Here is a 21,212-nt window from a genome sequence, read left to right as displayed (position 1 = left end):
CGAAAGAAAAATGGAAATAATTATTGAGGATTTATTTACCTATGAAACCTTGTTGTTGTGTTTGGTATCGTTATGTGCGGGATTTATTGATTCTATAGTAGGTGGAGGGGGATTGCTTCAAACGCCTGCGATGTTGGTTATCTTACCGCAGTATCCCATTGCCACTTTATTTGGAACCACTAAAATACCTTCTTTGACGGGTACGGCTTTTTCGGCTTACCGCTTCTCTAAGAGAGTTGAGGTTGATTGGAAGTTGTTGTTGCCTATAGCTGCTTTGGCTTTTGGAGGGGCTTTATTGGGGGCACATGCTATTACCTTGGTCAGTGGGGCGGGTATCAAGCCGGTTATATTGGTTTTGTTGATTGCTATTGCGATCTATACGTACTCGCGCAAGGATTTGGGGTTGCATTCTCAACAGACGCGTACTAAGATCAATCAATTGATTATCGGTTTGGTCTTTGGATTTGCGATTGGATTTTACGACGGTATGATTGGCCCTGGAACGGGAACTTTTTTGTTGCTTGCCTTTGTATCGTTGATCGGTTATGACTTTTTGCAAGCGACGACCAGTGCTAAATACATCAATGTTGCTACGAATATAGCTGCGATGTTGTATTTCGCGCAATCGGGACATATCCTTTATCAATATGCCATTCCGATGGCGGTTTTTAACCTTTTGGGGGCGTTTTTAGGCGTAAAGCTGGCCTTGTTGAAAGGAAACTCCTTTGTAAGAATATTCTTTCTGATTATCGTTGGAATTACCATACTGCGTTTTTCGTGGGATGTATTTGTCAAATAGCGTTAAGGAGGGATACTCAGAACGATTGTTCCTTTAAAAATATCAATAAAAAAACTTTTTACATCCGATATATATCCTATATTTGCACTCGAATTAGAGAGGTGGCCGAGCGGTCGAAGGCGCACGCCTGGAAAGCGTGTATACCTCAAAAGGGTATCGAGGGTTCGAATCCCTTCCTCTCTGCAAAGAAAAACCGATTGTGAAAACAATCGGTTTTTTTGTTTCCCCCCGCGTTGAAAATTTATTTTCATAAGCGGAGGGGAAACAAAAAAACTAGGGCGTCAGCCCGTGGTTTTTCTTTGTGTTTTGAAACCCCTTAGGGATCACGTAGTAATCCCTAGCGTTGAAAATTCATTTTCATAAGCGTAGGGGAAACAAAAAAACCAGGGCGTCAGCCCGTGGTTTTTCTTTGTGTTTTGAAACCCCTTAGGGATCACGTAGTAATCCCTTTTCCAATATACCGAACACCGCGTTGAAAATTTATTTTCATAAGCGGAGGGGAAACAAAAAAACCAGGGCGTCAGCCCGTGGTTTTTCTTTGTGTTTTGAACCCCTTTTGGGATCACGCAGTAATCCCCCGCGTTGAAAATTCATTTTCATAAGCGTAGGGGAAACAAAAAACCAGGGCGCCAGCCCGTGGTTTTTCTTTGTGTTTTGAGCCCTCTTGGGGATCACGGAGTAATCCCTTTTTCAATATACAGAATCCCGCGTTGAAAATTCATCTTCATAAGCGGAGGGGAAACAAAAAAACCAGGACGTTAGCCCGTGGTTTTTCTTTGTGTTTTGAACCCCCTTAGGGATCACGTAGTAATCCCTCGCATTGTAAATGAGTTATTTCTCACGCTTTTGACTTATCTCGTAACACTTGAGTTTCGGCATTAATTGATAGCTGCCAAATTGTATGGTATCTATTTTAATTTCATTATTAGTAGAGATGATTGGTTGAAAATACATCGTTAGTTATAATGTGCTCTTTTATTGAAAAAATAGGCATGATTTTTTCATTGATAAAACTTTTTAAAGAATAAATGAGAATATAGATATAAATAAACTAATTAAGAAAACAACCATAAAAATAGTCATTTGAGTATGAATTTTTTCTAGTACTCGATACGAAGCAAAAGTAAAATATGCCTTTTCCTCTAAAAGTTCTTTGGTTGTTAAATTAGCGATTTCTTCTTTATATTTTGCTAGATTTTTTTTGTCAGCTGTATCTTTCATAATATGTTTATTGGTTTAAGTTTTTTATTGTTTTGAAAAATACTTAAATTTTATTAAGTATTTTCTAATAACTTGGAATTAATGGGAATAACTTAATAAGTGTTTGGTGTTTTCTAAAATTTTTTAGGTAAGCCAACAAACGCAGTAATCCCTCACGTTGAAAATTCATTTTCATAAGCGTAGGGGAAACAAAAAAGCCAGGGCGCCAGCCCGTGGTTTTTCTTTGTGTTTAAAACTTTCAGTTACGCTTACAATTTTCGTATACTACTTAATGGTAGTATGAGCATACTGATACACTTTTAAGCTGTTTGGCAATGTTTTTATCCCTGCTTTGCTATCCATATTACGGGGTTTACGTTTTATAAAAATTGATTTCGCTATCAATGAATATTGTTTAGTATGATTGTCCAATTCATAGAATATTAATTATATTAGCATTTAATTTTACGATATTCAAATATAAGTGGAGTTTCACGAAGCTTTGTCGTTTTTTGTTTCGTGAAAAAACAATGGTAACCGTAATTTTTAAGAAGATTGTATGAAAATTAATAACTCAAAAGATGTCTTTGGAATACAAAGAGATTTACCACTTAACTATATTGTAAGAGAAGTAGATTCAATTTTTAAAGATGCATTGGATCGAAAACATCATGTCGTAATTTTTGGAAGTTCAAAACAAGGAAAAACGAGTTTGAGAAAAAAAAATCTTAATCCTGAAGAATATATAGTTGTTCATTGTGATAATAAAATGGACCTGTATAATTTAAACGTCAACATTTTAAAGCAAGCTGGATTTACTGTTCAAGTTTCTGAAACAAAATCCATTTCGGGCAAGGCTAAGGTTAAAGTTGGATTTGGATGGAACTTATTTGCAAAGGCTGACATTGAGGGTGAATTAGAAGGAGAAAAGGTAAACCAAAAGGAATTCAAACTATTAGAATTAGACCCTGATGATGTTAACGATGTTATACAAGCACTAAAAAGCCTAAATTTTAATAGATATATAATCATTGAAGATTTTCATTATCTAAAAGATGAAACTCAGGTAGATTTTGCAATAGAACTAAAAGCTTTACACGAAAATTCGGATTTAACGTTTATAGTTGTAGGTGTTTGGTTAGAAGAAAATAGACTTATTGCTTTAAATGGAGATTTATCGGGGAGGATTAAATCAGTTAATGCTGATGAATGGACGGATGAGAATTTATATTCTTTAATAGGAGATGGTGAAATCTTACTGAACATATCAATTCCAGAAGCGAGTAAAAAACAATTGATAAAAAAAAGTTTGAATAATGTCTATATAGTTCAAGAAGTGTGCTATCAATTGTGCAAAATCAATAAAATTAATCAAACACAAGATGAAAATAAAGAGATTAATTGTGAAAGTTTAGATGTAATAATTTCAGATGTTATAGATCAACATTCTGGTAGATACAATAATTTGATTACTAATATTTCAGAAGGATTTCAAGCTACTGAATTAGAGATGCATAGATGGATAATGTACGCTATCATTAAAGCAGACATTTCAAAATTAGAAAAAGGATTAAAGAGAAATGAAATTAATGCTCTCTTACAAGTTGAACATCCTAGAAAACACGAATTGAATCCTGGTAATTTAACACAGGCTTTAAAATCTATAGCATCTTTACAAGTCAAGAAAAACACTATACCTCTAATAATTGATTATGACAGTAGCAATTTAAAATTAAATATTGTTGATAAGGGATTCATAATTTGGTTATCAAATCAAAGTAGAGAAGACCTTATAGCTGAATTAGGAATATAAAAATAACGGTTAACAAGGTATTGCAAAAACGGTGCTCAATGACGTCGAATGGGCATTTTTGCAAAGTTCAACTTTCGTTTTTCGATTGAACTTTTGTGCTAAAAATACCCTCCTTCGGCAATATTCAAAACGTTGTATGCAATTTGTGGAAAAACATCAAAATACGAACATGTGGATTAAAGAATTTAATGGAGAATTTGCTGAATCAATGATTGAAAATGTAAATTTCTTGTTTCAGCAAGATAAGATTTACATAATGGATAATCATTTATGCGCGGCTTGGTGTTGGCTAAATGAGATCGAAGAAGTTGAAAATAATAATTTAATTCATATAGATAGGCATTATGATTTACTAAATCATCCAAGTACCGTTAATGAAACTATAATTCAACCTGGAATAGATCTACGTGAGTTAACTTATCAAGAATATGAAGGTTTATACATAGAAAATCAACATGGAGAACGAAGTAAAACTTTTAGGTGGGATAACTATATTTTGAATTTGAGAGAAGTCTATAACAATTACTATGGAACCACAATATTTTCAACATTTGATTTCGGTAATCACGAGCCAGAATTCATAAAAGAAGAAATAAGTTTTGTAGATTTCTTAAACAACATTGATGACTATATAAATCAAGATTCGGAACAGAACTGGATTTTAAATGTTGACATTGACTATTTTTTTAATACATTAAACAGTACTAGGGTTCAAGTTTTTTCAAATGAATTCATAAGGTTATTTGCGGAAAAAATTAATTCTGTAATGGATAAATTAACTGTGATTACGTTTTGTTTGAGCCCTGAATGTTGTGGTGGATGGGTAAACTCGTTACATGTAATGACTATATTTTGTGAAGTACTTAGGATTGATTTTAATTTAGTTACATAATAAAACTTAAGACGACACCCCCCGCTACCGCACGAAATGAAATTCGACGGAGTCAATCCTTTCGTGCGGTAATCAAAAACCTCTGCGAACGTACAAAATGAAAGTCGACAGAGTTAATCCTTTCTTTTGGCTTAGTCAAAAGACTCATTCCTGTTTTATGTTTAGACAAAAACTTTTTATACAAGTAAAAAAAACAATATGATGGAGAGTTGTTGGATATAATACAGCCCACGCGAGAGGACTCGCGCTGTAGCGTTGGTATAACCACAATATGACTTTATAGTATTATTAGCATATCGATGTACCTGCAATCGGTTATGTAAAGTTTTTAGAATTGTTTCGCTATCCATAAAAATAACTTTCTAAGTATCTAATTTACAAAAAACTAATTATATTCGTAGCAAATTTAACGAAATGCGTATATAGGTATTGTTTTACAAAACTACACAGTGTCTTGTTTCGTGAAATAACAAGGTTATACGCCATTTTAGACCAAGCCGTATGAATAAATATAAAGACCAAGATTTAAAATCTTTTTTCAACAATTTAGGCGCTGATTTAATAGAAGAAAAAAACAGGCAACAGGATGAAGAAAACAAACGTATTCATCAAGAGTTTATATCAAATTTAAAAATCGGCAAATGTTTTCTTTGCGGTGGAGATATGGACTCTTTTGACGAATCTAAAACTTGCTTTCATTGGTTCACTTATCCAAATGGAATTAGAAAAAAGCATTTTGAATCATATTTGAAGAAACCAATCGGTTTTTTTAAACTAGATAGTTATTTTCGTTGGTTAGCAAATAGTGAAGTTTTTTTAACGAACATCAACGATTTAAAAAACGAAACTTCTTCAACTTCTTTCTTAGAATCCACATTCCGATACAAAAATATTGAATGGGCTTTTTCTGTGGGTAATACAGATTTGCAAGGTCATCAAAATGCGAAAATTGGTGCCGAACCTCATTATCATATACAAATGATAGTAGATGACAGAATATTTTTAAAATTCAATGATTTTCATATTCCGTTTAGTGATGAGGATTTATTTATGATAGAACTTCAAAAACAAATGGAAGATCAAATAATTATAAACCAAGGTTCTATGAATGCTGGTGTTGGAATACTTGAAAATGAAGAATTGTTTGAAGAAATAGAAAAATTAATGGTTAGAGCTGACGATGTAAACACAGCTCCATTTAATAGACAATCTATGATTATTGCTCCTGAAGGTCAAACAATAGACGGAGAAATTATACAAAAAGCAATTGAAGAAAGTTCAAGAACGAAAGAACCTGTTTCAAAAATAATTCAAAGACTTGTTAAAGACGTAAAAGTCATTACTCAAATAATACCTGGAGAAGCAGTGCCAGATATGACAAAAAGAAGCGGTAAAAAATAACAAAAACGGTATATAACAAGGTCTAGGCGTAATTATCATGCGAAGTGTAATAGAAAAATTCATCGATATCCAAAAAGGTATATTAAGTGATTTCTCAATGAAATGGGAGGCGGATACATGTGAAGAAACTTTTCGAGATGACGTCAAAAATTATTATGGTTTTGAAAACAAATTTGGTTGGAATATAATGTTAAATTCATATTATGTTTTGGATGACACTGAACTCGCAAAAGCTTCTTTCATAAAATTTCAATTACAAGGACCTTATAGACATAAAGATACTGGAGAAAGATATTTATGCTTGTATGGATTGTTAAACTCTGTTTATCAGCAAAAAATAGCAATAGACAATCTTGTTGAAATTTTCAAAGTTCCTAATTCAAAACTTATATCAAAGCCACTAAATAATTGTGCAATAATTATTTTAAGAAATAAGATAGCCGCTCATCCATCGAACTATTCTCTTGCCAAAGAAGATTCTGAACATAAATTTGATGTCTATGAAATTTCAAGACCTGATTTAGATTCAGATAGCATTACGCTTTTAAGAAATCAAAATCATTTTGAAAAATATGACCTAATAGAAATTCTAAAAGAATTTGATGATCAAATTGAAAATATTTTAGAATTAATTACAACTAAAATCATCAAAAAAATATTTAACAATAATGGAAAATATTATCAAAATCTTGATGAACTGAAACAAATCAGAGATGGTGCAATTATATGTGGAGATGAAATTATAAGATTTAAGTAATTATAACTACGCCTAACATGGGGTTTGCAAAAGATCGGGTTAAGTGCTAATTTCAACCTCTCTGTTTTCTATCCGCAAAAACCATTTTTCATTTGCTTTAAAAGTTTAAATTAGCAAATAGAAAAATGGTTTTGCTAACGGTAATGCAAAGTTGAAAGTTTCGTCTTTCTAATCCGGTCCTTCGCCTAGGCCTGAAACTTTTCCCGGAATTTTTAAAAAAAAATCTACAAAATACAATATATGAAAGTGACAACTTCCGAAATACATAAAAATGACTTTTCAGCAATGGGTTTTTATGGTGCGATGAATTATTCTGTCAAACAGATTAGAGAAGCCATTGGGTTTTATAAAAATTTGAGAAAAGTTAACACTTCTATTTTTGGCGACATACACGCTTTAAGTTTACTTAGTGTACATTCTAATAACTTTGACATTCCAATAATTCAAAAAGAAGCAGAGGAATGGAAAGAAATTTTACTAAAATATTTTGAAAGGATACAAAAAAAAATACCCGAAGAAATAAGAGAAGAATTCAAACAAAATTTATCAAAAGACCTTGAAATAATTATATCAAAAGGAAAAGATTATCCTGAATACCGTTGGAAAGAAAGATATTATCAAAGAGAAATTACACTAACAATTAAAAATGAAGAACTAAAAGATAGATATGAAAAATTAGCAGAAGAAATATATAAAGGAAAATTAGGAAATGCTCTGCATAATTACATACACGATTGTCTCGAAAAATTGGATAATGGAGGTCAGGAGAAGCTCATCAATTCTGATGCCACTGATAATCAAAAGTCAATTATTTTCAATCCAACCTATTTTAAGTCGAACAACACGGAATTTACATACTTACTTAACGATTTCAACTTTTTTCTTAACAAAGCGGAATTAGAAAATGAAGTGGAGATAAATGCTTACGATATAGAAAAATCAATAAATTTATTCTTGGCGGATAATGATAAAAGCCTTCTAAAACATCTGCGATTTGATACTGAGAGCTCTCTACTTTCCGTACAATCAGATGAGATTGAGCATTTGATAACATTAAATGAATATTTATTAAAAATAGCGACTGACATAAATTTAAAGATGAAATATCTGACCATTGGAATGTAACGCAAACACTGTAGGTACCAAGGGTTTTGCAATAGTGGGGCGAAACTGCCCCGCTACCGCACGAAATGAAATTCGACAGAGTCGATCCTTTCTTTTGGTTTAGTCAAAATACTTATTCCTTTTTTATATTTAGAAAAAAACTCTTTATACAAGCAAACAAACCAATATGATGGAGCGTTGTTGAAATAATACAGGCGACGCGAGCGGACTCGCTCGGTAGCGTAGGGTCTACCTTACTATTTCGCCAAAAACGATTTGTATTCGTTTTTTTCTTAAATTTAACCCCTGTAAATTCGTTTTGGCTACTGCTAGTAAAAGGATGAAGTTTTCGCTTTCAAAACCCTGCCTTTGCCTAGCCGCAGCTCATTACCTACAATCACAGCACTACTCTTTATGACAGAAAAATGGATACATTCCATGGACGGCGTTCCATGGACAAAAGCTAAAATGGAAGAGGCTGTCGAGATATTACGACCTCATGCTGCTGTAACTTTTGCCTTTGGGGCCGAAAAAATATCCGTACTAAAAGAATTAGATGAAGGGGTGTTTAAGCTAAGACCGGATTTGATTTTTCACGTTTGGAGCGTTTCTGATAAGAGCATGATAACCGTTGAGGAGTTGGCTTTACTAACAAAAATGAGGCATGTCCGAAAACTGCATTTTAGTGGGTTCAACAATACCACATTACAGCCGGTTTCTGAAATGACGCAACTGACCAATTTGCAATTGGAACCAAATAAAAAGCTTGATATTTCTTTTGTGGAGAAACTCAGTTTATTAACTAACATCAGTCTGACTGGAAGTTTTGTTGCTCTAGAACCCTTGTCCACTTCTAGCGAATTGACAACGATCTATCTGTCCGCAACAACGAACTCCTTTAGCTTTTTAAAATCTTTGAACAAGATAGAAAAACTTAGTATTGACCATTGTATGACATCTAATGATTTCAGCTGGTTTAACAAGCCGTCCTTGACCGATCTTAGTATCACTTCGATAAAGATGTTGGAAAATGTAGATAGTATAGCAGAATTAGAAAACTTAAATACCTTAAAACTAGACGCATCAAAAGTAAAAATACTACCCAATTTAATTGGACTTAAAAACCTAAAAAAATTGGAACTTTCCAATATGAAAGTTTGGGAAAATCCGGAAGTTCTCATGTCTTTATCAAAATTAGAAGAATTGCAGCTTAATGAAATTAATACCAAATTAAAGGCAGAGCAATTTTACTTTCTTGCGGAAATAGACACTTTAAAAACGCTTGATTTTAGATTTATGGACTACAATAAAGCCAGAATTGAAAAACTTAATACAATTTTCAACGAAAAAAACAAAGACCATATTCTGAAAAAATAACTGCTGTTAACATGGGTTTTGCTAAAGGGACTGCTTAATTTTACAGGCTCGCTTTGTTTTCCGCTGCTTTGCCATCCCTGAAGCCTTAGCCGTAATTTTAAAAAAAACTGATTATAAAGAATTTTCCATAATGAATAAAATGACACAAGCTAAATCAATAATTTTCGGACTCATAATGATGTTTTTTTCAATGCCATTATTTGCTCAAGAGTCCAATGAAATCGAAACGATTATTAAAGAAATTCAGTCGCTTTACCAAAACTTAGAAGTTGATGATTATCAAAATATCTTACCTTATAAAGTGAAAGATAAAACGGGTTTTGTTAACGCAAAGAATAAAAAACGAATCTTAAAACCTACTGCTAATCTGAAAGAAGTAACACTTGCAAAACCTAATATTAAAGGTTTTTACAAAGAGGATTATGAATATAGCATTAACACTAAAACACAACAGGTTAATGTGATAAAGATTAATAGAGATTACGGTCTACTTACTATGGAAGGTATAGATCAACCAAAAATAGACGTGTTAGATTCTAGAGACGGATACAAAGGTTTTAAAGTAGATGATAATGGAAAGTTATTAGCTTATTCGGATCTATACTATGCTCAGGGTCAGCATGAATTTAATGTAAGCCCTTTTAAATTCAAAGGGAAAGATTATGCTATAGCGACTAAGAAAACAGGTGATGATGAATATTTTGGTGGAATAATTGATACGGAGGGAAATGCTTTACCTCAGTTTAATTTTAATGTAAAATGTATTCTTAAAATTAAAGAAGAAACGGATGATATTTGGTTTTCGATCGGGCTTTGTCGTGGTTTAAAAGGATCTTTAGTTAGTTTTAATGGGAAGGTAAAATTTGAAAATGAGCTTTTAGGTTGGTTAAACAGCTCTGGTAATATTTTTAAGTACAATCACAATCACGATGACAAATGGACTACTCACGGTATTTTTGATGTAGATAAATTAGAGTGGATTATAAAACCACAATCCAAATTAAAAATTAGAGATTTAGATTATACCAGCTACGAACAATTAGATCGAGACAATATAGCTGATGGCAGCAAAGCATCGATTTATTTCTTGGTAGAAGATGGAAACAAATCGTATTATATGGATTTGAGTTTAAATAAATATTTACCTTAAACCAATTCGACTGATATAAAGAGTTTTTTAATTAAAACTAAGGCTAATAGCCCCGCTGCTGCACGAAATGAAATTCGACACCGTAAATCCTTTGGTGTGGCTACGACTCTTCAATTCAATAGTTAAAATAGCTATATTTCACCTCTCTACTTAGGGGCTGGTTTCGCGCTCGCTTCAAAAATCTTCTTACTTTAAACATTGTAAAGACATTTTACTGCGGTACTAAACTTTCCTTTATTGCAATAGAAAAAACGCGTTATGTCTAACAGTATGATACTGCAATCAACGATGGGAGATCACGTTGCAATTTTAATTTCATAAGTGGAGGAGAAACATATCAAGGAGGGCGCTAGCCCGTGGTCTTTCTTTTTGTTAAATAATAAAAAGTATATTTGCAGGTATAAGTGGTGTTTACTCAATATAGCCACGGTTTTTGGTACTGTTTATTATAAATATAAAATTATGAAGAATGCGGTTTTGTTGTTGTTTGTTTTAGTTTTCAAGCTGACTGGATTAGCTCAAGGGAAACCGGTTGATTTCAATAATAAAGGGATTGAATTCGCGAAAAACAAGCAGTTTGAAAAAGCTATAAAATCTTTTGATCAGGCAATAAAAGCGGATCCAGATTTTGTAGCGGCTTATTCCAACAGAGGACAAGTCAACAGACTACAAAAAAACTATGAGCAGGCGATTAGCGATTTTACGGCTTCACTAGAAAAGGGGGGGAGTATAGATGTGTTGTATTCTCGAGCGAATACCTATATGGATGCAAAAGATTTTGACAATGCAATAAGAGATTATGGGATGATTATTAATCAAAATCCAAGTTATCCTTCTATCTTTTTTGATAGAGGATATGCATTTATTATGTTGGATAAATATGAGGATGCAAAAAAAGATCTTGAAGAACAACTAAAAAGGGATCCCAAGGATTTTAAATCACTGGGTAATTTAATAGGATTAAAGAAAAAATTAAAGCTTTATGAGGAAGCTCTCGCCGACTATGAGATTCTCTTAGAAGAATTTCCAGATAATCCAAATAGTTATATACTCTATAACAATCGAGCGAGTCTTTATCAAGACATAAAAGATTATGATAAAGCATTAATCGATGCAAATAAGTCCATTGAACTGAAGGGAGATTATGCTATTGCTTTTATTAATAGAGCGGAGTTATATATGAAAATGGGAGACAAAGTAAGAGCATGTCAGGATTTCGAAACGGGTATTAAATTGGGAGTAGAAAAACACCAACATTTTAGGGCAGATAAAGATTTTGAAGATCTACAAAAGCTTTGTAAGTAATTTGAAGCGTTTTCCTTCTTACCAATACAGATAGAGGGTTTTATAGTGTTTTTTTAAAGATATCAAACTTGATATGCCGATATAAAAAGGTAAAATCACCTACGGTAGGTAATTATGCATCTAAAAAGAAAGTTCTTGCTGTTGTTGTCAATAATTCCGATTGATTTTGATGCTGTTTTTTGCCGAAAAATCGGCTGTAGCACAGGCTTCTCCTGAAATTCAGATTAAATACTCCAAGCTCTTTGCAAGCTATCATTTTGTCCAAAAAACTCGCTGATCACTATCCGGACAACGAGCTTAAAGAAGCTTTTAAAGCCTCAAAGTATAATACAACAGCCTATCTGGACTCATTAAAATTGATGCACACTTTAGAAATTCAGGAGCCTTATTCTTTTCAAAACTATTCTTTTCTTCAAAAAAGATCAGTAATGATCGCATCAATAATTAAAAAAAATACTGATTTGCTCAGTGTCCTTAGATCAGTTTAAAAGTAAAAGTTTCAATATTATACCAAGCTACGAATAGATTAAACCATCCAATTTTCTTTTTGAATTTGAAAAGATTTAGGACTATTTGTTTTTTGATGGCATAAAGATGTAATGGAAAACGCTATCTTCGGCTACGCTAGCTGCTCCAATTGTCAAGTTACTATCTAATTCAATTATGGTTAAAAGCTTATCTTACTTAATGACCATACGGTTTAGAAAACTCTTTTCTAAGGGGGATTACATTGCGATAATATTATTGATAGTAGCCTATTTCCTTATAGCGGGAGTGCTCTTCTACAACTATGAACGACTTAGGTTTTACAGTGCTGTTTTTGTATTGGAGGCTGTGATGTATCATTGGAATAGGAAGGACATAGAATTGCTTAGATTGAGAAAGAACTATAAAATTTTACTTCTTGCGGAATATCTCTTGTGGCTTTCACCCTTTGTGATCGTTTTGGTCTTAAAATTGGACTGGGAAGTACTGGTGGTTTTACCTCTTTTTATTTATGGATTTATCAGTCTGCCCAAATGGCATTTTAAGTTAATACACTATCCATTCTCCTTGGCTGAGCCCTTTTGGACGATTTTGTTTCGAAAATATAAATTAGCCGTTGCTTTGCCCTTGAGTTTGGCGATCGGTTATCTAGCTATTCAATATCAAAACGACAATCTTTTTTTGGGTTTGATCTTGTTTTTGGCTGTAATTACTAGTATGCCCGCTTTTGAAAAAGAAAGAGAGGAAGAGATCAAACGTTTGCAAATAGATGCTTCGAGTTATTTACGCCAACAATGGCGCATAAATGCACTCAATGCCTTTTTTCTGGTCATACCTATTGGTATTGTGTTGATCTTTTTTCAAAAGTGGAGTTTGTTAACTTTTGCGATTTTACCTGTTATTGCTGCTGTAGTCAATGTGGTCTTGAGGTATGTTTTCTTTAAGAATGCCTTACTACAACAACTGTTTTTTGTTTTTTATATGGGATTGAGTGTGACGTTTTATGGTATACCGTTACTTGCTTTTCCTTTTTTATATAAAAAAGCGATTAATCATATAAATACAATTAAGTATGTTGAATATTGATATCATAGAAAAGAAATACGGTACTGAAATTATACTGAATAACGTTTGCCTAAGTGTTGATAAACCGGGGATTTATGGACTTGTTGGAAAAAATGGACAAGGGAAGACGACCTTATTTCGTTGTGTTTTGGGTTTAGAGAAATACAAGGGACAATGCCAGTTCAACGCCGAAAACACCAATTTACAAAATATTGCTTGGTGTCCTTCCGAGCCTTCAATCTATGAGGAATTAACGGCAGTGGAGTTTTATGATTTTTATGCAAACTTATTGGATGTTAAAAGCCCGTTTAGAGAATATCTATTCGAACTACCTAAGGATAAGTTGATTAAAGGTTTTTCTACGGGAATGCGAAAAAAGGTCTATCTCAATGCTGTTTTTCAACGCCAATACTCCGTTTATTTATTAGATGAACCCTTTAATGGATTGGACTTGGAATCCAATTATACTTTGATTCAGGATTTGAAAGAAAAGGCAAAAGAAAGTATTGTCATCATCTCATCACATATAATTGATGTTCTTTATCAGAATTGTGAAAAGATATGGGTGATAAACAATAAAGAGCTCGTAGAATTTGAGTCGGTTAATTACAGCCAAATTCAGCAAGTACTTTTTGGTGTGAAATAATTTTCACAGTAGACTCAACGCTTGTGCTTTTAGTTTAATACGGATTTTCTTGTATTAGACGATGATGTTATTTTTGTTTTTTTTTTGTTTGCATTGCGTAAAACTTGATTTTTGAGGGTTTGTTTTTGTTTTTTTTAGATGAAGGCTGTCTTTGATAAGGCTTTTAATAATAATTATAAATTATAAGGACTTGATCGACTTTGTTTTGTAAATTAGAGGGAACAAAAAACTAACAAATTATGGATTACAAAATAGCTTCTTTGAGGAAACTGCAAGAGGAGGGGAAACCGATTTCTAAATTGCCCTTTTCAATTCGGATTTTATTGGAAAATGTATTGAGAAATCACGATGGTTTTGTGGTTACGGATGAGCATTTAGAAACTTTAATTCACTGGGATCCGAAGGGTACCGATAAAGATATCCCATTTAAACCTGCAAGGGTATTGATGCAAGATTTCACTGGGGTTCCTGCTGTGGTGGATATGGCTTCTTTACGTGATGAGTTTATTAGAAAGGGTAAGGATGGGAATAAAATAAATCCTGCCATTCCAGTTGATTTAGTCATTGATCATTCCGTTCAAGTGGATTTCTTCGGTACGGATTATTCGTATGAGAAGAATGTTGAAAAAGAATATGAACGAAATTCCGAAAGATATGAGTTGCTGAAATGGGGGCAACAAGGCATGAATAATTTCACCGTAGTACCGCCTGGTATGGGGATTTGTCATCAGGTCAATTTGGAGTATTTAGCTCAGGGTGTCATCAAAAGAGACGGTTGGGCTTTCCCAGACACTTTGGTGGGAACCGATTCACATACACCTATGGTCAACGGGATTGGTGTTATCGCATGGGGTGTTGGAGGAATTGAAGCGGAGGCAGCCATGTTGGGGCAACCGATTTATTTTACCTGTCCGGAAGTCGTTGGCTTGAAGTTGACTGGAAAAATTCCGCAGGGTTCTACTGCTACAGATATGGTGTTGACGATCACTAAATTACTGCGTGACTATGGAGTGGTTGGTAAATTCGTTGAAGTTTTCGGATCGGGCTTGGATCACTTGTCTGTGACTGATCGTGCAACGATATCGAATATGTCACCGGAATTTGGTTGTACCGTCACCTATTTTCCAATTGACAATCAGACCTTAAATTATATGCGTAAGACCAATCGTTCGGAAGAGCAAATCAAATTGGTTGAAGACTATTGCAAGGAAAATCTATTATGGAGAATCGATGAGGAAAAAATTGGATATTCTCATGTATTGGAATTGAATTTGGATACGTTAATTCCTACTATTGCTGGACCTAAACGTCCGCAGGATAAAATATTTGTAAAGGACTTGGCAACGGCATTTTCGTCTTTGTTAGCGGATGAGCACAATAGAACGTACGTTTCTGTAAAGGAACGTAGAGAAAACACCTGGCTGGAAGAAGGCGGGTCTGGTACGGAGTTTCGATTTGAAGACAATCCGATTCCCAAACATGCAACGAGTATCGAAGTTGCGACAGATACCTTGCGTTCTGTACGTATAAAATTAAAAAACAAAGAATATATACTCAGTGATGGTAGTATCGTGATTGCTGCGATTACCAGTTGTACCAATACATCAAATCCCGATGTGATGATCGGTGCGGGATTGGTGGCGCGAAAAGCAATTGAACGGGGACTACGAACCAAATCGTGGGTCAAAACCAGCTTGGCACCGGGATCTAAAGTGGTGACGAAATATTTGGAGCGCTCCGGTTTATCAGAGGATTTAGAGGCTTTGCGTTTCCATACTGTGGGATACGGCTGTACTTCCTGTATCGGGAATAGTGGACCTTTACCTCCGCATATTGCAGAAGCTGTAGATAAAGAAGATCTGGTGGTAGCCTCGGTATTGTCGGGCAACAGAAACTTTGAAGCCCGAGTGCACTCACAAGTTAAGATGAACTTCTTAATGTCGCCTATGCTGGTGGTTGCTTATGCCTTGGTTGGTCGGGTAGATATTGATTTGATCAATGATCCTTTGGATTACGATCCCAATGGTGAACCGGTTTATCTACGAGATATTTGGCCAACTCAAGAAGAAATAAACGAAGTGATTAGTACCGCAATGAAAAAAGAAGATTTCGATGAGGTCTATGGCGTTATTTTCGATGGAGAACAAGATTGGAAAGATCTACAAGCTCCTTTAGGCCAGAAGTTCGATTGGAATCCGGATTCGACTTATGTTCGAGAAGCACCTTTCTTTGAGAATATCAATGAAGAATTGTTGCCTTTAGAAGATGTTGTTCGGGCTCGTGTATTATTGTACTTAGGAGATTCGGTGACTACAGATCATATTTCACCAGCAGGTTCATTTAATCAGGAATCGGCTGCGGGAAAATATCTGATTTCACAAGGTGTTGATCCCAAGGATTTCAACTCCTATGGCTCGCGTCGAGGAAATCATGAAGTGATGATGAGAGGAACCTTTGCCAATGTGCGCATTAAAAATAAAATAGCACAACGCGAAGGAGGTTACAGTACTTATTTGCCAACAGGAGAATCGCTGACAGTTTTTGAAACAGCGGCAAAATATCAGCAAGACGCTACGCCTTTGGTGATCTTTGCGGGGAAGGAATACGGTAGTGGCTCGTCGAGAGATTGGGCTGCCAAAGGAACCTTTTTACTGGGTGTTAAAGCGGTGATTGCCGAAAGTTTCGAGCGAATTCACAGAAGTAATCTTGTGGGAATGGGAGTAGCTCCTTTGGAGTTTATATACCCAGATACCGCTCCATCCTTGGGATTAGACGGTACTGAAATTATTACCATTATCGGATTAGCGGATGGCTTAAAGCCACATAAACACCTTAAGGTTATCGCTGAAAAGAAATCTGGAGAGAAAATTGAATTTGAGGTTTTGGCTCGATTTGACTCCGCCATTGAAATTGAATATTACAAAAATGGTGGAATTCTTCAATACGTACTGAGGGATTATTTAAAGAGATAATGTTTGATAAAATCATGTAAAAAGGCCTGTATCTTCAATGATACAGGCCTTTTTTTATGTACTGGAAATGGGGTTTGATTATACGAAACCCTGTTTAAATGCCTGCTGGATTAGGCTATAAGTATCAGAAACGTTGAAGGCTTCTTTCATTTTGTTTATTCTTTTTTTAAGTGTAGCAGGTGCCAAGGGAATTAATAAATGAAGATCATTGAGTTTATTTCCTTTGGATAAATATAAGAGAATCAGGCGATTGTTGTCGTCAAGCATCAATTCTTTTTTCCAAATTTCTTGATTGCACTTTTTTACGGTTTCGCTTTGAAATTGTTGTCCGTTTAAGATATCGAGTAACAATAGCGGTAGATTCGTTGGAGTGATGTCGTTTTTAACGACCAATGCATGCGGGCGGGTATTTTTTATCACGTCATAAATAATAATAACCTCAGTATGCGCGGTGATAATGGCCACTTTACAATCCGGCAAGAATTCCATGATATGCCGAGCCAAATAAGAACCATCTTTGATGTTTTTTTCTTCGTAGGCAGGTAAACCAAAATCGATTACTGCCAAATCAAAGGGCAATTGCTGTTCTTTAGATTCATGGATCATCTGATAGGCAGTTTCGCAGTTATATGCTTTTGAAAAATGGCTGTTATCAAGAAAGGCAGGATGCTTTGCTATTGAAAAATGATATCCTTCAACAGTTAGAGGGTGATCATCGACGATTAAGATATTCATGGTTGTGCTTTGGGGATCAGATTGTAGAATAGTTAGTTTTAAGTAGAACTAATTTCATAAGACAGTATAAAGATAGCTAAATTAATAGGGAAAACTACTGTGTAATCAATATTTTTTATGCCTATTTTTGTGGCGAAAAGAATTGATGTATAGGCGTTATGAGTTTTTATAAATATAGTATAGGTGTAATCCTCCTCTTTTTAGTAGTGATCTCTTGTAGTGAAAGGAAGAAAGGTCTAGTTAAGAATACCCAATTTTTAGATCAGATCGATCTACAAGAACTATCCGGTTCTAAAAAAAAGGATCTTTTAAATTGTTTGTTTAACGATGCGATGGATAGTGAAAATTCGGATAGCTCAAGAGCTTATTTATTGGAATTGGCTTCGAGATTTGATGAAGAAGGAGAGTCGCGGTCTGTAAAAATACTAAATCGTGTCCGGGCATTTTCTAAAGAAGAGTCCGATTCCTTGACCTTAGCCAAAACATTTGAAAGCTTAGGGAACTATTATGAAAGTAAGATGCAATTCGATAGTACCTACTTTTTTTACCAACAGTCTGGGAAATGGTATACGGCATTAAATGACTCTATTAAGATTGCGGAGATGTCACTCGCTAAAGCATCTATTTTGTATGATTTTGGGTTTTATACCGATTCGGAAGTAGAGGCAATTCGGGCACTGAGATACGCAAGCAATAATCAGAGTCCGATGATGGTTTATGAGAGTTATCAACTGTTGGGATTGGTTTTGTGTGAGTTGAACTCCTTCGAAGAGTCGATCAGTTATTACCAGTTGACTCAAAACGAATTGCAAAAATTGAATGCGGAGGGAAGATTTGATTCTTCGAATTTGGTTTTGGCTTATGGTGCGTTATATAATAATTTCGGTGGCGCTTATGAAGTTCATAAAGAATTTGAAAAAGCAATACAATACTATCAAAAAGGCTTGGACGTTGCGGGAATTGATAGCAACAATCCGGCTATATATTCAGCTCTATTGAACAACATCAGTTTCACTCGTATGCAAATCAATGATACGGCGGGGGTACTTGATGATCTAAAAAAAGCGGAATCGATACGTTTAAAAAATGGGACTCCCCAAGAAGTAATCACTAGTAAATTGACGATTGGAGAATACTATTTCAACAAGGATCAGATCGGAACGGGGCTGCAATATATTTACGACGCTTATGATTTAGCCATATCTATTAAAAGTGATTACGAACAGAAAGAAGCTTTAAAGTTTTTAGTGGAACACGATGTTATAAACAAGAGTAAGTTCACGAGAGAGTACGTTAGAATACTAGAAAAGATCCAAGCTAAGGAACGTTCATCTCGTAATAAATTTGCTCGAATTGCCTATGAAACGGAAGAGATGATTAATAAAAACGAACGATTAGCGGAGCGAAATCGTAAAATCATCTTCCTGGCTTTAGTCAGTGTTGGATTTTTAATGTTTTTATTGGTGCTTTTGCGACTGAGTTCAAGAAATAAACGCTTGATTATGGAGCAAAAACAACAAGCGGCTAATCAGCAGATATATCAGCTGATTATTGATCAGCAACAAAAAACTCAAGAAGCAAAAATGGGAGAGCGCACTAGAATTGCTAAAGAATTGCACGACGGTATTGTCAATAGAATTTTTACGACACGTTTTAATTTAATGCAATTAGAGAGCGAGGATGTGCAGCGAAAAGACTTGTTGGTTCAAGAATTGGTAAAGGCAGAAGAGGATGTAAGAACCATTTCGCATAAGTTGTCTGATCGTCAATTTTTAGAGGATACTACTTTTGAGGAGGTGGTTAAAAAATTAATTGAGATGCAGCAGAATTCGTTTGGAACGAAGTTCGAATTATCTGTTGATCGAGGTATTGTTTGGGGTGCTTTATCTACCGAAGTCAAGATGCATCTATATCGTATACTTCAAGAGGTTTTACAAAACGTCAACAAATACTCCAAAGCGAAGCAATGCACCATATACATACTCAAATCAGACGATAAAACCATATTGCGTATATCTGATGATGGAGTCGGTTTTGATATGCAAAAGATCAAGCGCGGTTTGGGCTTTAAGAATTTATCGGAACGCATAGCTGAAATCGGAGGCGAACTCATACTGGATGCGGCAGTAGGTAAAGGGGTTACCTTAGAAATTATCTTTTAAAGCTTTTTTATAAGCGTCGAGCGCGCGTTCTCGTGCAAAGCGGTGTTCTACTATAGGTAGTGGATAGGTGCTACTGTTCCAATCGCTGATCCATTTCTTGATATAGAGGTGTTCTGCATCAAATTTTTCCAATTGAGCTTGAGGATTGAATACTCTAAAATAAGGTGCGGCATCGCAACCCGTGCCTGCAGCCCATTGCCAATTCCCGTTATTAGCGGCTAAATCGTAGTCGAGTAATTTTTGTGCAAAATAAGCTTCTCCCCAACGCCAGTCTATAAGTAAATGTTTGGTCAAAAAGCTGGCTACAACCATACGCACGCGATTGTGCATTTGTCCGGTGCTATTGAGTTGTCGCATTCCTGCGTCTACAAGGGGGTATCCCGTTTGTCCCGAGCACCATTTAGCAAATTCTTCTTCGTCGTTTCTCCATTCGATTTGATCGTATTTCGATTTAAAACTGCTGTTTTCTACTTTTGGGAAATGGTATAGTATCTGCATAAAAAAACCACGCCAGATCAGTGCTTTAAGCCAGGTTGCATTAGTGCTTAAACCCAGTTTAACACAACTGCGAACCGAAACGGTTCCAAATCGCAATGCGATGCCTAAATGAGAAGTCGCATCCAGTATCGGATAGTCGCGCAGACGGTCAAAATGCTCAATTTCTATCTGAGTGAGATCGGGTTTTTTATACTGTATATCCGTAGCGGCAAACCCCAACTCTGTTAAAGGGAATATTGGTGTAGCATCCCACGGTAGGAAATTGGTTTTTAATAATTCAGACGAGAAACTTTGATAGTCGTTTACTTGTAGTTTTTCGATCCATTTTTTGGAGTAAGGAGTGAAAACGGTATAGGGTGTTTGATCTGATTTCAGAATTTCATTGGCTTCAAAAATTACTTGATCCTTATAACTCTTAAGTGGAATTTGCTTTGAATTTAAAAGTAATCGAACAGCTCCGTCGCGTTTCAGTGCTGCGGGCTCATAGTCGGTATTACAATAAACTTCTTGAATGTCATATTGATCGATGAGTTCGCTAAAACAGCTCAAAACCGTTTGATGAAAAAAGCGAATCCCTGATTGTTGCAACAGCAAGTCTTGCTGTATTGTTTGTAGGGCTTGGTGGAAATAATCAATTCGGCGGTCTTTAGGATCGTCAAATTGCTGAAGAATATCGGGGTCAAAAATAAAAATAGGGAGTATCGGGAATTCGGACTTCAAGGCTCTGTACAAGCCGTGGTTGTCTTCTAATCGCAGGTCTCTTCTAAACCAAAATACACTAATTTTCTGCCTTTGCTCCATGGCTCGAAAATACTGCTTTTTCAATAAAAAGCCTAATAAAAAAAAGGCC

Annotated in this window: 16 protein-coding genes and 1 tRNA gene; 14 read left to right on the top strand and 3 right to left on the bottom strand. The window is 35.0% G+C overall.

Features of this window, described 5'->3' with window-relative positions; genetic code table 11:
* Positions 1 to 10 precede the first annotated feature (10 nt).
* Positions 11 to 799, top strand: coding sequence for a TSUP family transporter (locus L1275_RS10275; protein WP_253472475.1), 789 nt, complete (start codon positions 11 to 13; stop codon positions 797 to 799).
* A 95-nt stretch (positions 800 to 894) separates the two neighbouring features.
* Positions 895 to 982: transfer RNA gene (locus L1275_RS10270), tRNA-Ser, on the top strand.
* A gap of 834 nt (positions 983 to 1,816) precedes the next feature.
* Here L1275_RS10270 and L1275_RS10265 read toward each other — a convergent pair.
* Positions 1,817 to 2,020, bottom strand: a complete 204-nt coding sequence (locus L1275_RS10265; RefSeq protein ID WP_253472472.1) for a hypothetical protein — start codon at positions 2,018 to 2,020, stop codon at positions 1,817 to 1,819.
* Positions 2,021 to 2,558: 538 nt separating this feature from the next.
* Here L1275_RS10265 and L1275_RS10260 point away from each other — a divergent pair.
* The 11 genes from L1275_RS10260 to acnA all read left to right on the top strand — a co-directional run bounded on the left by L1275_RS10260 (position 2,559) and on the right by acnA (position 16,967).
* Entirely contained in the window at positions 2,559 to 3,812 is a 1,254-nt protein-coding gene (locus L1275_RS10260; protein ID WP_253472469.1) for a hypothetical protein, read from the top strand.
* A 169-nt stretch (positions 3,813 to 3,981) separates the two neighbouring features.
* On the top strand, positions 3,982 to 4,704 hold the full coding sequence (locus tag L1275_RS10255) for a UPF0489 family protein (RefSeq protein WP_253472466.1): 723 nt from the start codon (positions 3,982 to 3,984) through the stop codon (positions 4,702 to 4,704).
* A gap of 501 nt (positions 4,705 to 5,205) precedes the next feature.
* On the top strand, positions 5,206 to 6,105 hold the full coding sequence (locus tag L1275_RS10250) for a hypothetical protein (protein WP_253472463.1): 900 nt from the start codon (positions 5,206 to 5,208) through the stop codon (positions 6,103 to 6,105).
* A 37-nt stretch (positions 6,106 to 6,142) separates the two neighbouring features.
* Positions 6,143 to 6,862 carry a hypothetical protein gene (locus L1275_RS10245; RefSeq protein ID WP_253472460.1) on the top strand — a complete coding sequence of 240 codons (720 nt, stop codon included), beginning with the start codon at positions 6,143 to 6,145 and terminating at the stop codon, positions 6,860 to 6,862.
* Positions 6,863 to 7,102: 240 nt separating this feature from the next.
* Positions 7,103 to 7,987, top strand: coding sequence for a hypothetical protein (locus tag L1275_RS10240; protein ID WP_253472457.1), 885 nt, complete (start codon positions 7,103 to 7,105; stop codon positions 7,985 to 7,987).
* A 393-nt stretch (positions 7,988 to 8,380) separates the two neighbouring features.
* On the top strand, positions 8,381 to 9,343 hold the full coding sequence (locus tag L1275_RS10235) for a hypothetical protein (RefSeq protein WP_253472454.1): 963 nt from the start codon (positions 8,381 to 8,383) through the stop codon (positions 9,341 to 9,343).
* A gap of 175 nt (positions 9,344 to 9,518) precedes the next feature.
* Entirely contained in the window at positions 9,519 to 10,493 is a 975-nt protein-coding gene (locus L1275_RS10230) for a hypothetical protein (protein ID WP_253472451.1), read from the top strand.
* Between the two features lie 462 nt (positions 10,494 to 10,955).
* On the top strand, positions 10,956 to 11,798 hold the full coding sequence (locus L1275_RS10225; protein WP_253472448.1) for a tetratricopeptide repeat protein: 843 nt from the start codon (positions 10,956 to 10,958) through the stop codon (positions 11,796 to 11,798).
* A gap of 663 nt (positions 11,799 to 12,461) precedes the next feature.
* The gene (locus L1275_RS10220) at positions 12,462 to 13,370 is read left to right on the top strand and encodes a hypothetical protein (protein WP_253472428.1); all 909 of its coding nucleotides are present in this window, start codon (positions 12,462 to 12,464) and stop codon (positions 13,368 to 13,370) included.
* Positions 13,357 to 13,995 (top strand): ATP-binding cassette domain-containing protein, encoded by a 639-nt coding sequence (locus tag L1275_RS10215; RefSeq protein WP_253472425.1) that lies wholly within the window; start codon positions 13,357 to 13,359, stop codon positions 13,993 to 13,995. Before L1275_RS10220 ends, L1275_RS10215 begins: the two co-directional genes overlap by 14 nt.
* Before the next feature lie 236 nt (positions 13,996 to 14,231).
* Positions 14,232 to 16,967, top strand: coding sequence for an aconitate hydratase AcnA (gene acnA, locus L1275_RS10210; protein ID WP_253472622.1), 2,736 nt, complete (start codon positions 14,232 to 14,234; stop codon positions 16,965 to 16,967).
* A gap of 78 nt (positions 16,968 to 17,045) precedes the next feature.
* Here acnA and L1275_RS10205 read toward each other — a convergent pair whose 3' ends face one another.
* Positions 17,046 to 17,702, bottom strand: coding sequence for a DNA-binding response regulator (locus tag L1275_RS10205; protein ID WP_253472422.1), 657 nt, complete (start codon positions 17,700 to 17,702; stop codon positions 17,046 to 17,048).
* Positions 17,703 to 17,860: 158 nt separating this feature from the next.
* On the opposite strand from L1275_RS10205, the gene L1275_RS10200 reads away from it, so the two are divergent.
* Positions 17,861 to 19,864 carry a tetratricopeptide repeat-containing sensor histidine kinase gene (locus L1275_RS10200; RefSeq protein ID WP_253472419.1) on the top strand — a complete coding sequence of 668 codons (2,004 nt, stop codon included), beginning with the start codon at positions 17,861 to 17,863 and terminating at the stop codon, positions 19,862 to 19,864.
* Here the strand turns inward: L1275_RS10200 and L1275_RS10195 are convergent.
* Positions 19,847 to 21,163 (bottom strand): deoxyribodipyrimidine photo-lyase, encoded by a 1,317-nt coding sequence (locus tag L1275_RS10195; RefSeq protein WP_253472620.1) that lies wholly within the window; start codon positions 21,161 to 21,163, stop codon positions 19,847 to 19,849. The two genes, L1275_RS10200 and L1275_RS10195, sit on opposite strands and share 18 nt — an antisense overlap.
* Between the last annotated feature and the right edge of the window lie 49 nt (positions 21,164 to 21,212).

This window comes from Flavobacterium sp. HSC-61S13 (genome assembly GCF_024171535.1).
GTDB lineage: Bacteria > Bacteroidota > Bacteroidia > Flavobacteriales > Flavobacteriaceae > Flavobacterium.
This window is presented reverse-complemented; position numbering and strand designations above follow the sequence as displayed.

Excerpts from the sequence above, each read along its gene's own strand:
- L1275_RS10275 (WP_253472475.1), top strand. The coding sequence starts at position 11 with ATGGAAATAATTATTGAGGATTTATTTACCTATGAAACCTTGTTGTTG.
- L1275_RS10265 (WP_253472472.1), bottom strand. The coding sequence starts at position 2,020 with ATGAAAGATACAGCTGACAAAAAAAATCTAGCAAAATATAAAGAAGAA.
- L1275_RS10260 (WP_253472469.1), top strand. The coding sequence starts at position 2,559 with ATGAAAATTAATAACTCAAAAGATGTCTTTGGAATACAAAGAGATTTA.
- L1275_RS10255 (WP_253472466.1), top strand. The coding sequence starts at position 3,982 with ATGTGGATTAAAGAATTTAATGGAGAATTTGCTGAATCAATGATTGAA.
- L1275_RS10250 (WP_253472463.1), top strand. The coding sequence starts at position 5,206 with ATGAATAAATATAAAGACCAAGATTTAAAATCTTTTTTCAACAATTTA.
- L1275_RS10245 (WP_253472460.1), top strand. The coding sequence starts at position 6,143 with ATGCGAAGTGTAATAGAAAAATTCATCGATATCCAAAAAGGTATATTA.
- L1275_RS10240 (WP_253472457.1), top strand. The coding sequence starts at position 7,103 with ATGAAAGTGACAACTTCCGAAATACATAAAAATGACTTTTCAGCAATG.
- L1275_RS10235 (WP_253472454.1), top strand. The coding sequence starts at position 8,381 with ATGACAGAAAAATGGATACATTCCATGGACGGCGTTCCATGGACAAAA.
- L1275_RS10230 (WP_253472451.1), top strand. The coding sequence starts at position 9,519 with ATGATGTTTTTTTCAATGCCATTATTTGCTCAAGAGTCCAATGAAATC.
- L1275_RS10225 (WP_253472448.1), top strand. The coding sequence starts at position 10,956 with ATGAAGAATGCGGTTTTGTTGTTGTTTGTTTTAGTTTTCAAGCTGACT.
- L1275_RS10220 (WP_253472428.1), top strand. The coding sequence starts at position 12,462 with ATGGTTAAAAGCTTATCTTACTTAATGACCATACGGTTTAGAAAACTC.
- L1275_RS10215 (WP_253472425.1), top strand. The coding sequence starts at position 13,357 with ATGTTGAATATTGATATCATAGAAAAGAAATACGGTACTGAAATTATA.
- L1275_RS10205 (WP_253472422.1), bottom strand. The coding sequence starts at position 17,702 with ATGAATATCTTAATCGTCGATGATCACCCTCTAACTGTTGAAGGATAT.
- L1275_RS10200 (WP_253472419.1), top strand. The coding sequence starts at position 17,861 with ATGAGTTTTTATAAATATAGTATAGGTGTAATCCTCCTCTTTTTAGTA.
- L1275_RS10195 (WP_253472620.1), bottom strand. The coding sequence starts at position 21,163 with ATGGAGCAAAGGCAGAAAATTAGTGTATTTTGGTTTAGAAGAGACCTG.